Origin of the sequence: Hymenobacter sp. YIM 151858-1, assembly GCF_025979705.1 — a bacterium.
Lineage (GTDB): Bacteria > Bacteroidota > Bacteroidia > Cytophagales > Hymenobacteraceae > Solirubrum.
Window position 1 is genome coordinate 1406605 of record NZ_CP110136.1, and the last position, 12260, is coordinate 1418864.

General features: G+C 60.2%; 12 protein-coding genes. 6 read left to right on the forward strand and 6 right to left on the reverse strand.

The window, feature by feature from the left end; translation table 11 throughout:
• Positions 1 to 87 precede the first annotated feature (87 nt).
• Together OIS50_RS06255 and OIS50_RS06260 are read right to left on the reverse strand one after the other, a co-directional pair.
• A complete protein-coding gene (locus OIS50_RS06255; RefSeq protein ID WP_264693462.1) occupies positions 88 to 510 on the reverse strand; it encodes an IS1/IS1595 family N-terminal zinc-binding domain-containing protein in 423 nt (140 codons plus the stop codon).
• A gap of 118 nt (positions 511 to 628) precedes the next feature.
• Complete coding sequence (locus tag OIS50_RS06260; protein ID WP_264693463.1) at positions 629 to 1552, reverse strand: M28 family peptidase; 924 nt, start codon at positions 1550 to 1552, stop codon at positions 629 to 631.
• A 272-nt stretch (positions 1553 to 1824) separates the two neighbouring features.
• Here OIS50_RS06260 and OIS50_RS06265 point away from each other — a divergent pair, with 272 nt between their 5' ends.
• Together OIS50_RS06265 and OIS50_RS06270 are read left to right on the forward strand one after the other, a co-directional pair.
• The gene (locus OIS50_RS06265) at positions 1825 to 2148 is read left to right on the forward strand and encodes a hypothetical protein (protein ID WP_264693464.1); all 324 of its coding nucleotides are present in this window, start codon (positions 1825 to 1827) and stop codon (positions 2146 to 2148) included.
• 56 nt (positions 2149 to 2204) lie between these two features.
• Positions 2205 to 3137 (forward strand): flavin reductase family protein, encoded by a 933-nt coding sequence (locus tag OIS50_RS06270; protein WP_264693465.1) that lies wholly within the window; start codon positions 2205 to 2207, stop codon positions 3135 to 3137.
• Positions 3138 to 3217: 80 nt separating this feature from the next.
• Here OIS50_RS06270 and OIS50_RS06275 read toward each other — a convergent pair whose 3' ends face one another.
• The 3 genes from OIS50_RS06275 to tsaE all read right to left on the reverse strand — a co-directional run bounded on the left by OIS50_RS06275 (position 3218) and on the right by tsaE (position 6408).
• Positions 3218 to 4330 carry a hypothetical protein gene (locus OIS50_RS06275; RefSeq protein ID WP_264693466.1) on the reverse strand — a complete coding sequence of 371 codons (1113 nt, stop codon included), beginning with the start codon at positions 4328 to 4330 and terminating at the stop codon, positions 3218 to 3220.
• Between the two features lie 352 nt (positions 4331 to 4682).
• Positions 4683 to 5918, reverse strand: coding sequence for an alanine dehydrogenase (locus OIS50_RS06280; protein WP_264693467.1), 1236 nt, complete (start codon positions 5916 to 5918; stop codon positions 4683 to 4685).
• A gap of 52 nt (positions 5919 to 5970) precedes the next feature.
• Positions 5971 to 6408 (reverse strand): tRNA (adenosine(37)-N6)-threonylcarbamoyltransferase complex ATPase subunit type 1 TsaE, encoded by a 438-nt coding sequence (gene tsaE, locus OIS50_RS06285; RefSeq protein ID WP_264693468.1) that lies wholly within the window; start codon positions 6406 to 6408, stop codon positions 5971 to 5973.
• Between the two features lie 126 nt (positions 6409 to 6534).
• Between tsaE and OIS50_RS06290 the strand changes: the two genes are divergently transcribed.
• Positions 6535 to 7791: a pyridoxal phosphate-dependent aminotransferase gene (locus OIS50_RS06290; protein ID WP_264693469.1), complete on the forward strand. Its 1257-nt coding sequence runs from the start codon at positions 6535 to 6537 to the stop codon at positions 7789 to 7791.
• A gap of 119 nt (positions 7792 to 7910) precedes the next feature.
• Here the strand turns inward: OIS50_RS06290 and OIS50_RS06295 are convergent, their stop codons facing one another.
• Positions 7911 to 8225, reverse strand: a complete 315-nt coding sequence (locus OIS50_RS06295) for a VF530 family protein (protein ID WP_264693470.1) — start codon at positions 8223 to 8225, stop codon at positions 7911 to 7913.
• Between the two features lie 317 nt (positions 8226 to 8542).
• On the opposite strand from OIS50_RS06295, the gene OIS50_RS06300 reads away from it, so the two are divergent.
• The 3 genes from OIS50_RS06300 to OIS50_RS06310 all read left to right on the forward strand — a co-directional run bounded on the left by OIS50_RS06300 (position 8543) and on the right by OIS50_RS06310 (position 12258).
• On the forward strand, positions 8543 to 8974 hold the full coding sequence (locus tag OIS50_RS06300; RefSeq protein WP_264693471.1) for a MarR family winged helix-turn-helix transcriptional regulator: 432 nt from the start codon (positions 8543 to 8545) through the stop codon (positions 8972 to 8974).
• A gap of 158 nt (positions 8975 to 9132) precedes the next feature.
• Positions 9133 to 11619: a TonB-dependent receptor gene (locus OIS50_RS06305; RefSeq protein WP_264693472.1), complete on the forward strand. Its 2487-nt coding sequence runs from the start codon at positions 9133 to 9135 to the stop codon at positions 11617 to 11619.
• Positions 11620 to 11745: 126 nt separating this feature from the next.
• Positions 11746 to 12258, forward strand: a complete 513-nt coding sequence (locus OIS50_RS06310; RefSeq protein WP_264693473.1) for a hypothetical protein — start codon at positions 11746 to 11748, stop codon at positions 12256 to 12258.
• The last annotated feature ends 2 nt before the right edge of the window (positions 12259 to 12260 follow it).

Consider the following 12260-nt stretch of genomic DNA (forward strand, 5'->3'; position numbering starts at 1 on the left):
ACTCACGGCGCGGCCCAACCAAGTAGGCAAATCCAGCGGGCTAAGTCACGCCCGTGCTATCGTTCTGCTAATTATATAGCTCGGCACCTAGGCGTGCTTAAACCGCTCCCACCTAATCAGCATGAATTTGTCGCCCAGCTCGGTTACCACCAGCCCCGCCCCTTTTAGGTTTTTGGGGTCCTGAAAAAACACGGTCAGCTCTTTCTGATTGAGAATCTGGTAGGTTGGGTGGTACTCAGTTTGCCTGGGCGCCTTCACGCCGTACTTTTTCACCCAGTTCATCACCGATACGTGGCTGACTCCCAGCAAACGTTCAATTTCGCGGTAGCTCACGCCCTCGATGTACAATTGCAGGGCCTTGATAACGTAGTACGAGTTAATCTCCCGTCCTACCTTCGCCACCGTGAAATGGTACCCGCAGTTTTTGCACTTATACCGCTGCCTGTCGCCGATAACGCCGCTTTTGGTAGCATCCGTGGAGTCGCATTTAGGACAAGGCGGCTTGTTCATGGTAAGTATAGCAGCTGAGGTTGGCTTGCTATACCTAGTTAGCAAACATATAGTTAATTAGCAAAGTATAGCTGAAATCGCATTTGTTCGCAGCATCCAGTTGCTCATTTACTGCCGCTTACATCCGCAGCAGCGTAGCCAACACGGCATCAACGGCCAGGGCCATGCGGCCGAAATCCAGCTTCTCAATGCTGTCGGTGGCGTGGTGATAGTTGCGGTTGCGGAAGAAAGCCGTGTCCGTGAGCATCAGCGCCGAGTAGCCGAATTGCCAGTAGTTCAGGTGGTCGGAGAAGTCGATGCCGGGCAGCGCGGCTGGCGCCTGAAAGCGGCGCACCGGCAGCTGGGCCATGCGTTTGTAGGTGCGGGCAAAAGGCCTGCTGAAGCTACCGTTGCCAAATTTGCGCACGGTGGTTACGTAGTTGCCGCGGCTGCCGTACACCAGCTTTAGCGGGCCAAACGGGTAGTGCTGCGAGCCTTTGCGCTCATCGAAATACCCCAGCATCTCCAACGAAACCATACCGAGTACCGGCACCTTCGCATCATGCAACGACTTGGCGTGCACGTAGCTGCCCATGTGCTTGGTGCGGAAGTAAGGCGGCTCTTCGAGGGTGTAGGCTACCAGATCGATGCGGTGGCGGAGTTGGCTTTGCTGGCCGAGCAGGCGAGCCAATTCAAGCAAGCTCGCCACGCCCGAGCCGTTGTCGTCGGCGCCGGGTTGGGTACCGCACACATCGTAGTGGGCACCAACAATTATCCTAGGGGCATCGGCGGGCCCAAAGGAGCCGACAACGTTGCGGTAGGTGTTGCCGGCCACCTGGTAAGGCTGCTCGCTCACGCGGGCCCCGGCCGCTTGCAACTGCCGCCCTAGGTACGCGGCTACGCTGTCGAGCACAGGCACCTGCTCGTGGTTGCGGGGCTGGGGTGTGCTAATGAGGTACGCGAGGTGCTTGCGTAGCCGGGCCGAGTCGGCCGACATGCCCATGGTATCTACCACAAATCCGCTAACCAGCATGCCGGTAAGCACCAATGCCCGAAAATGCATAAACTGCGAAGCTATTATTGCTAAAGAATTCGGCTTTGAAGTTATCCATTCGGCGCGCATCCATGACGCGTATTTTCCTTGTGCTACTCGCAGTGCTTGTTTACTTCCACACCGAAGCAAGCGAACCAATGCTGATCTGGTTTCAGCTGCTAGCCAGTTTGCCAGTAGCCGCGGTGTACGCGCTGCTTGACCTCACCCTACCAAGGTACTCCCTTGCAATCCGACGTCTTTTTTGGCCTTTGCTCAGCGCTCTGTTCATAAGTATTCCGTTGATGCTCCCAATTTGTAGTGTACAGTCGTACATCACGAAGCAGCGGGCTAACCTCATTATCGATCAGCTGGAGCTGTTCCGCAAGGAGCGCGGCTACTACCCCGATTCGCTGGCCACGCTGGTACCTGCATATCTGCCCAAAGTACCGAGCACGGCGGAAGGCTTGCTAAACGCTCGGCCGTTTGTATACCGTGTGCCGCCCAACTCCTCGTTTCCGGGCGAAGCGAAACCCCGTGCTACCAGCTATTCGCTGGGATATTACGCCGGCACGATGGTCGATGCCACTTACAGCAGCACCACCCGCGAGTGGCATTCGGAGGACTAGCAGCAATGAATTCCCCGCAAAGCCAGAACTTCGGGCGCAAATACTGACTGCCGTTCATGCCCAACTCTGCTCCCACCGCTTCGTTTCGCACCATCACGCCCGGCACGCTTAAAGGCCCCGAGTGGCACCAGTTTATGCTGGGCGCCGTGGCACCCAGGCCCATTGCTTTCGTGAGCACCATTGACCGCGAAGGCAACGTGAACCTGAGCCCGTTCTCTTTTTTCAACGTGTTCAGCTCCAACCCGGCCACGCTCATCTTCTCGCCGGCCAACCGCGTGCGCGACAACACCCAGAAGCACACCCTCTACAACGTGCGCGACGAGGTGCCCGAGTGCGTCATCAACATCTGCGACTACCCGCTGGTCGAGCAAATGTCGCTGGCCTCAACGGAGTACGAGCGCAGCGTCAACGAATTCCGAAAAGCGGGGCTTACGGAGCTGAAATCCGATATGGTGCGGCCGCCGCGCGTGGCCGAGTGCCCGGTGTCGTTTGAGTGCGTGGTGGAGCAGGTAATTGCCATTGGCAACGAGCACGGCGGCGGCAACCTGGTGGTGTGCCGCGTGGTGCAGTCGCACTTCCGCGAGGATATTCTGCTGCCCGGCAACGGAGGCGTCGATCCGCACAAGTTCGATGCGGTGGCGCGCCTCGGCGGCGACTGGTACTCGCGCGTTATCCCCGAAAGCTTGTTTGAAGTGCCCAAGCCCAACCGCAACAAAGGCATCGGCATCGACCAGCTGCCCGCGCACATCCGCACCAGCGACGTGCTTACCGGCAACAACCTAGGGCGCCTCGGCAACATCGAGCAAGAGGCCCTGCCCACGCCCGAGGCCGTGGCTGCGTTCCGCGACGAGCCGTTGGTGGCCTACACCCTCAACAAGTACCGCGACAACCCCGCCGCACAACGACAGCAGCTGGTGCTGCTCGGCAAAACGATGTTGGAAGAAGGCCGCCTGCTGGACGCCTGGAAAGTGCTGCTGCTGGCCGGCTAATAGGCCGCGCCACCTAGGGCCCTCACGCAAAGCGGCGCCCGGAGCAATCCGGGCGCCGCTTTTGTGTGGCAGTGGGGCAGCTAGCCGCAGTGCCGCGTGCCTAGGTTGCCGTTGTTGTAGCTATCGAGGCGGCTGGTGAGGGTGCTGGTAGCCGACGGCGCCAGGGAGCCCGAGCCGCCGACTATAAGCCCACCGATCAGCGCATCGGCCTGCGAAATCGTGTTGGCCACGGGCGAAACGCCGTTGCAGTTGGCCGCGTTCAGCTTGGCCGCAATCAGCTGGTGCGCCAGCGAAATCAGGCCGTTGCCGCGTACGGGGGTGTTCAGGATTTCGAGCAGTTGGGCTTTGGTGTAGGTGCGGCTGCCCAGGGTCAGGCTGCTCACCGGCCAGGCCTCGGGGTGGTTTTTCCAGTAGCCTTGGGTATAGGTGCAGCAGTTGCTGGGCGGGGCCGTGCGGCAGAAGGTGAGGTCGTCGATGCCCATGGAGCCGCCTACAATTACCCGAATGGAGGTAACATTCGGCACGTTCCCTAGGTCGACGACGGCCACCCCGTTCGAGCCGGTGCTCGGGAACACAACGGTGCTGAGCAAAGTAGCCCCGTTGTAGAGCAGCGCACGGCCGTACTCGCTTTCCGCGGCTTCGATGTCGATTACCGTGATGGACTTAGCCGTAACCGAGCCCACGCTGCTGAAGTCGAACGTAATGGTACCGTAATCCGAAGCGGTGCCGTTGAAATCGTCGTCGTTGGGCTGCGAAACCGGGTACTCCCGGTAGTTGTGCAACACCAGGATGTTGCCCAGCGGTTTGTCGTTAATGTAAGGCCCGCTGATGCCCGCGTCGCCGGTGCCGGTGCCGCCATTCTCCCAGTTCGGGGTGCCCAGGTCGTTGTCTTCGGAGCTCGAAAGCGGGTTGGTGCTGAACACAATGGCCTCGTTGGCCTGCGAGTAGTGCGGGTTGTCGGCCCGCACGCCCACCGAAACGCCGTTGGTGCTGCTGATGGTGCTGCCGGCGGCCCCCAGCAGCGTACCCGCCGACACGTTGTTGAAAGTAACCTTGTCTTCGACGCAGACGGTGGTAATGTCGCTGGCGGCAATGTTGGCGGCCGGCGTTCGGCTGGGCTCCAAATCGTTTTTCTGGCAGCTTGTAACCAGCAACAAGCTGGTAGCCAGCAAGGTGATACCGTAATGTTTCATGTGATAGGTGTGAAGTGAGGTGATGTGCGTGCAATCGAAATCACGTTTTCGGCAGGCGGAGTACCAATCTCACCACTTAAGGCGCAGGGGGCTCATTGGAGGAGTAATAGTTAATCTATAAATGATCCTGTTGCTTACCAAGCTCGTCCCGCTTCAAGCTGGAGTATGGTTTATGGGCGCTACCTCACAACCAATTTTTATAAAACTCTGCATTTCTGATACTTACCCTTTTGATCAAATAGCATATTGCGCTAATATTTTTTCAAAGAACTTTACCTGCCGCGCACAAACGGCCCGGCCCGGATGCACAGGTGCATCCGGGCCGGGCCGTTTGTAAAGCATAGCTGTAAGCCTAATTCCGCACGGCAATCATCAGCCCCAGCTCCTTATAGCGCAGGTTGAAGCGGCGGGCAATGGTGGCGTTGGTGAGCGAGCCTTTGTAGAGGTACACGCCCGAGCGGAAATGCTCGTCGGCAAACAGGGCTTCGTTGATGCCGCCGTGCTGGCTGATTTCCTGCAAAATGGGCATGAAAATATTGCTCAGGGCATTGGTTGCGGTGCGGGGCACGCGCGAGGCAATGTTGGGCACGCAGTAGTGAATCACGTCGTACTTGCGGAACACGGGCTTGCTGTGCGTCGTGATTTCGCTTGTCATAAAGCAGCCGCCCTGGTCGATGCTCACGTCGATGATGACGGAGCCCGGCGCCATGGTGCTCACCACGTCCTCCGACACCATAAAAGGCACGCGGCCTTCCTCGGCGTTCAGGGCGCCGATTACCACGTCGGCGCGGCGAATTTGCTGGTTGAGCGTGAAGCCGTCGAACGTGCTGGTGAACAGCTGGGGCGCGCCCAGGTTTTGCTTGAGGCGACGCAGTTTGTAGAGGTGGTTATCGAACACCTTCACATCGGCCCCCAGGCCAATGGCGGCGCGGGCAGCATATTCGGCCACGGTGCCGGCGCCCAGGATTACCACCTGCGAGGGCGGCACGCCCGTAATGCCACCCAGGATAATGCCTTTGCCTTCGTTGGAGCGGGCCAGGTATTCGGCCGCAATCAGCATCACCGTTGAGCCGGCAATTTCGCTCATGGCCCGCACCACCGGCTTGGCGCCCGAGGGGTCCTTGATGAGCTCGAAGCTGATGGCGTTGATCTTTTTGCGCTGCAGGGCCGTGAGGTACTCCACCGTGAGCGAGCCAAACTGCAGCGCCGAAATCAGGGTTTGCCCGGCGTGCATGTGCTCCATTTCGTCGAGCGTGGGCGGGGCAATTTTTAGCACCACATCGGCCTCGTACACCTCCTTGGCGGTGTACACCACGCTGGCGCCGGCTTCGGAGTAGTCGTGGTCGGAGTACTTGCTTGGTTCGCCGGCCCCGCTCTCCATTACTACCTCGTGGCCCTCGTTTACGAGGTGCTTTACGGCCTCGGGCGTGAGGCCGAGGCGGTTTTCCTGCAGGGAGGTTTCGCGGGGTAACCCAATGAACAGCTTGCGGCGGCGGGTTTCAATTGCCAGCATGGATTCCTGGGGCACGTAGGCGCGGCCAGGGTTCGTCGCCAACGACGAAAAGCCGGGTGGTAGCTGTTCGGGCATTCTTGCGGGGGAGTGGTAGCTCGGTTAGGCGGAGTGGGCAGATGCGGGTGGCCTAGGTCGTTTCGCGCTGCACCTGCACCCGGCGCGACTCGGGCCCGGTTACCTCCACGGTAACAAGCAGCCGATCCGGCGGTAGCAGCGGCCCGACGCGACTCGGCCACTCTATCAGGCAAAGATAACCAGAATCGAAGTACTCCTGTGCCCCAATTCGTTCGGCTTCTTCAACCGAATCGATGCGGTAAAAATCGAAGTGATAGACGGGGCGGTTGCGGGCGTCGCGGTACTCGTTCACGAGCGAGAAGGTGGGGCTGCTCACCTCATCGGACACTCCCAGAGCTTTGCACAAGGCCCGGATCAGGGTGGTTTTGCCGGCGCCCATCTCCCCTTCCAGCAGTACAATGGGGCAGCGCTCAGCCTCCAGGGCGGCCTGCAGCTGCGCGGCGGCAGCGGGCAACGCCTGCAGCGTGGGTATCTCGATAGTAATCGGCATAGGGCAAAAGTACGGCCCGGCGCTGGCCCTAGGTAGCGCGGCGGCAAAAACCAACCACCCACCTAACTTGCAGCGCCGCAGCCCGGCCGGGGCGCCGCATCTCTGCACCTGCTGAACTCCAACTCCATGCAAGTTTCCAAAATGGCCGGCAGCCTGATCGGCTCCGAAATCATCAAAATCGGCAACGAAGTAAACGACATGATCCGGAAGGGGGAGCAAATCTGCAACCTCACCATCGGCGACTTCGACCCGAGCATTTACCCGATTCCGGCTGAGCTGGCCACTGAAATAACCCAGGCCTACCAAGCGGGCAACACCAACTACCCGCCCGCCAACGGCGTGGCCGAGCTGCGCCAGAGCGCGGCCGAGTTTCTGCGGAGCCGCCTAGGTCTCGATTACTCCCCCAACGATATTCTGGTGGCCGGCGGCTCGCGTCCGCTCATCTACGCCACCTACATGGCCCTCGTCGACCCCGGCGACAAGGTGGTGTTTCCGGTACCCTCCTGGAACAACAACCACTACTGCCACCTCTCGGGCGCCGAGGGCGTGCTGGTAGAAACCTCGCCCGAAAACAACTTTATGCCCACCGCGGCCGAGGTAGCGCCGCACCTGCCGGGGGCTACGCTGCTGGCCCTTTGCTCGCCGCTGAACCCCACGGGCACCATGTTCGCGCAGAAAGACCTGGAGGAAATTTGCGACCTGGTAATTGCCGAAAACAAGCGCCGCGGCCCCCACGAGAAGCCGCTGTACATCATGTACGACCAGATTTACTGGCTGCTCACCTTCGGCAACACCGCGCACTACGACCCCGTGAACCTGCGCCCCGAGCTGCGCGACTATGTTATTTACATCGACGGCATTTCGAAGGCGCTGGCGGCTACCGGCGTGCGCGTGGGCTACGCCTTCGGCCCCAGCAACGTCATCGATAAGATGAAGGCCATCCTAGGTCATATCGGGGCCTGGGCACCCAAGGCCGAACAAATGGCCACGGCGCACTACCTGCCCCAGCAAGCCGCCGTCGATAGCTACGTGGGCAGCTTCCGCGAGAAAATTCAGCAGAGCCTGGATGCGCTTTACCAAGGCCTGAAGGAGCTGCAGCAGCAGGGCTACGCCGTTGATGCCATTGTGCCCATGGGTGCTATCTACCTCACCATCAAGCTCGATGTACTGGGCAAGCGTACGCCCGCCGGGCAGGTGCTCAGCTCCACCAAGGAACTTACCTCGTACCTCATCAGCGAAGCGCGCGTGGCGCTGGTGCCGTTCAGCGCGTTTGGCTCCGAAGACACGGCGCCGTGGTTCCGGGCCTCGGTTGGCGGGGCCTCGCTCGAAGCTATTCAGGCCGCCCTGCCGCGCCTGCAAGCCGCCCTGGACAAGCTGCAATAAGGTATTTATAGCTCTGAGAGCGAGCAAACGCAAACGACAACAGCCCGGGCCGTGCCTGGGCTGTTGTCGTTTGCAAGCCTAGGTGCACCTAGGGGATAAAGCAACAGAGGACCTAGGATTTACTGCGGGGCGGTGCCGGCATCGGCGGCTTTTTGGTTATCGGCGCGGCGCTGGCGCACCAATTCGCGGGCGCGGGTATCGATGTAGAGCTGCTCCACTTTCTCGCGGGCCCAGGGCGTGCGGCGCAAAAAGTTGAGGCTTGACTTTTTGGTGGGGTTGTTGGCGAAGCAGTTGATGCGGATGCGGTCGTCCAGCTCCGCCCAGCTGTAGTGCGCCAAAAGATAATCCAGTATCTGCACGAGCGTAACGCCGTGCAGCTCGCGCACGAGGTACCCGTTGTCTTCGCGTACCTCGGAGTAATTGATGTATGCCATTGTGCTACAAAGAACGCTAACGCTGCAGATACGGCCACCCCGAGGGTTCGTTTTCGAACACTGCGTCCGGAAACGGACAGATTATTTGCAGCACAAGCAAGTCAATTACCAGCAATAATCTGACTAACAATCATTTACCAATATGGCATTCTTATTGGCCACATAGCAGCACGCCGCCGCCCGGCGCGATAAAACCGAACAGCCGTTTGCGTTTACACTTTGTAGCCAGATACTTACCTTAAGCAAAGCGCTTCATCGATGCAACTTCTATGATATGTCATAGTCTTTGCACCAGCCGACCTCAGAACACCGCCGCCATGCTCTCCAACATCGTTTTCTACTCGCTCGACAAAGCCATCCGGAGCTACCGCCGCATGGCGCAGGCCAACATCGATCGGGCGGGCATCAACATCACCATCGATCAGTGGCTGGTGTTGCGGGTGCTGCTGGAGCACGACGACCTCACGCAAAACGAAATTGCGGAGCGCGTTTTCAAGGACCAGGCCTCGGTAGCCCGCATTCTGGCGCTGCTCACCCAGCGCGGCCTGCTCTCCGCCGTGCCCCTGCCGCACGATGGCCGCCGCACCCAGCTGCGGGTAACCGAAGAAGGGCACCGCATTCTGGACGCGGTGCAGCCCATCGTGAACGAGAACCGCAAAACCGCCCTGGCCGGTATTTCTGAAGATGAACTGGGCCAGCTGCGCAGCCTGCTCGAGCGCATTACCCAAAACTGCCACTCTCCTACCTGAGCGCCTGATTCATTGACCATGAATCAGTTAGCGGCCTCCTGAAATTTTCTTGCCGCATCGAATACAAGAAATACGAACACCTTCGTACGTTTACTACGAAATAATTCGTATTGCAACACACACCTTCTCCTCAGCTCAACAGCCAACCCCTTTCAGCTATGAACCTTCCGCTACCCTATGCCACGGCCCTAGGTCCGCGCGTGGCTTTGCTGCTACTCGCCGGCCTGGCCAGCCACCGTTCGGTTCAGGCCCAAAACGCAGCTAGCGTAAGCGGCAGCGTGCGTGCGGCGGCCGGCCCGGCCATCGACTACGCCACCGTTACGCTGCACCGCGCCGCCGACTCCACGGTGGTAAAAACCGAATTCAGCGACGACAAAGGAGCCTTCCGGTTCGAGCAGGCGGCAGCGGGCAAGTACCTGATTTCGGCTTCGCAGCTGGGTTTTGTGCGGCAATGGTCGCAGCCGTTTGAGGTAGCTGGCGAAAGCGTGCAAGTGCCTGCTCTTACGTTGCCAGCCAGCGCCACTACCCAGCTGAAGGAGGTGAAAGTAACGGGCCAGCGCCCCACGTTTGAGCGCGAAGCCGACCGCACCATTGTGAACGTGGAAGGCAGCACCCTCGCTGCTGGCAACACCGCCCTGGAGGTGCTGCGCCGCTCGCCCAACGTAACCGTTGATAACAGCGACAACATTGCCCTGCGCGGCCGCCAAGGCGTGATGGTGCTCATTGATGGCCGCCGCATGCCCATGACGGGCCAAGAGTTGGCCGACTACCTGCGCGCCCTGCCAGCCGAGCAAGTGAAGAACATCGAGCTGATTACCAACCCGCCGGCCAAATACGAGGCGGCTGGTTCGGCGGGCATCATCAGCATCAACCTCAAGAAAGACCAGCGCCTAGGTACCAACGGCACTTTTACGGGCAGCTACGGCCGCAGCATCTACAACAAGTTCAACACAGGCCTAAGCCTGAACCACCGCCGCAAGGGCGCAAACGTGTTCGGCTCGCTGAACGCCTCCGACCGCGAAGGCATTGCCAAGCTCGACATCACTCGCAACTTCTACCGCGAAGGTGACCGGCTGACGCCCGGCGCGCTGCCCTTCCGCATCACGGAGCAGCAAAACCGCAGCCCCCTCGACCTCCGCTCGCTGAGCTGGAAAGGCGGCCTCGATTACAACCTAGGCGAGCGTACAGTAATTGGCGGCGTGGTAAGCGGCCTCACCAACCGTGTAATTCAGGATGGCAGCAACCTGACCACCATCTACGGCTCGACGCGCGCCCAGCAAACCGACCGGTTCCGGGCCGATAACTACCGCAATTCCACGAGCCCCAACTTCGCCGGTAACCTCAACTTCCGCCACACCTTTAAGGACTCGTTGGGCGTGCGCGAACTGACGGCCGACGCCGACTTCGCCCGCTACATTACCGACCGCCGCCAGGAGCTGCGCATCTTCCGCGACAACCAACTGGGCGAAGTAACCCTAGGTGACCAGGACGGCCGCCTCACCATTCAGTCGGCGAAGGTGGACTACGTGCAGCCGCTGAGCAAGGCGCTGCGCTTCGAGGGCGGCGGCAAAATCAGCCACGTGTACAGCGACAACAACGTGGTGTTTACCGACGGCGAGGGCAACATCGACCTAGGGCGCACCAACCGTTTCCGCTACGACGAGAAGATTTATGCCGGCTACGTCAACTTCAACTACACCGCCGATAAGTACACCCTGCAGGGCGGCCTGCGCGCCGAGGGCACTGATGCCGAAGGCAAGCAGGAAGTGATTCAGGAAGGCGTTGACCCCGATTTCGAGCGCAACTACTTCCAGCTGTTTCCAAGCGCGGCCCTCAAGCGCAAGTTTTCCGACAAGCACGAGACTTCGCTTTCGCTTAGTCGCCGCATCGACCGACCTTCGTACGGGCAGCTCAACCCCTTCCGGGTTATCATCGACGCCAATACCCGCGGCGAAGGCAACCCCGAGCTGTTGCCCCAAACCAGCTACAACACGGAGCTGACCCACACCTTCAAGCAGAAGTACAGCGTAGGGCTGAGCTACAGCATCACCGATAACCCCATGGTGGGCGTGGTGCGGCCCGAGTCGGCTACGAGCGTGAACGTGGTTTCGACCACCAACAACCTAGATAAGCAGTTCTACTACGCCCTGACGCTAACGGCGCCCGTGGAAATTGCCAAGTGGTGGAATATGTACAACAACGCCGTGTTCTACTACTCGCGCTTCAAGGGCAACCTGGTGGGCACCAACCTGAACGCCGGCCGCATGACGTACACCCTGAGCTCGAACCACAACTTCCTGATTGGCAAAGGCTGGAGCGCCGAGCTGAATGGCAACTACCAGGCGCGCGAGCTGTACGGCTTCCTGGATGTGCAGCCCCTAGGTCAGGTAGCGGCCGGTGTTCAGAAGAGCCTGTGGGATAAGAAGGCGAATGTGAAGCTGAGCGTTTCGGATATCTTCTTCACCTCGCCGGTGCGGGCTACCTCTACCTACGCCAACTACGTCGAGAACTTCTACCAGCGGCAGGACTCGCGCCAGGCTACGCTGTCGTTTACCTACCGCTTCGGCAACGATAAAGTGGCGCCCACCAAGCGCCGCTCGGGTGGCGCCGAAGACGAAAAGCGCCGCGCTGGCGGGGGCAGCTAAGCCGCCGCGGCAAGGCTGGGCTTTGGCCTAAGCCAGCGCCCTTGCGTATAGGAAACCGTGCCTGAGCCGGCAGCTGCAGCCCACGTTGCAGCGCCGCACCGGGCACGGTTTTTTACTGCCCGCCCTATGCCTCACCTCGCCCGCACCTACCTAGGCGCTGTGCTCTGCAGCTTGTGCTTCGGCACGGCTTCGGCCCAAAGCCTCACTATTTCGCCTAATGCCAATGCGCACATCAGCCAGGCATTTGGCGCCCAAACTACCGCGCCAAGCAGCAACAAGCCTCCGCTGGTGTTCTACAACGGGGTGCTGCTGCAGCCTGCCGCCGCGGCCGCCCTGCAGCCCACCGATGTGCTGCGCACGCGCACGCTCAACCCCGCGCAGGCCCGCAAAAAAATTGGCGCTACGGGCGTGGAGGTAGTGTGCGTGGAGGGCGCCAGCCCGCGGGTGCTCGAGCTGATGGTGAACTACCTGCAGGCCCCGGTACCGCCCGCAACCAGCACCGAGGCGCTGTTCGACTACGAAACGGCTTTTTACGCCAGCACTACGCCGCACTACCGCGCCAAGCTGGTGAAGCACCTCTACCGCCAGCACGAGCTAAACCAACGCAAGCAGCAGCGGCAAAGCCTGGCCCTGCGCTAGGT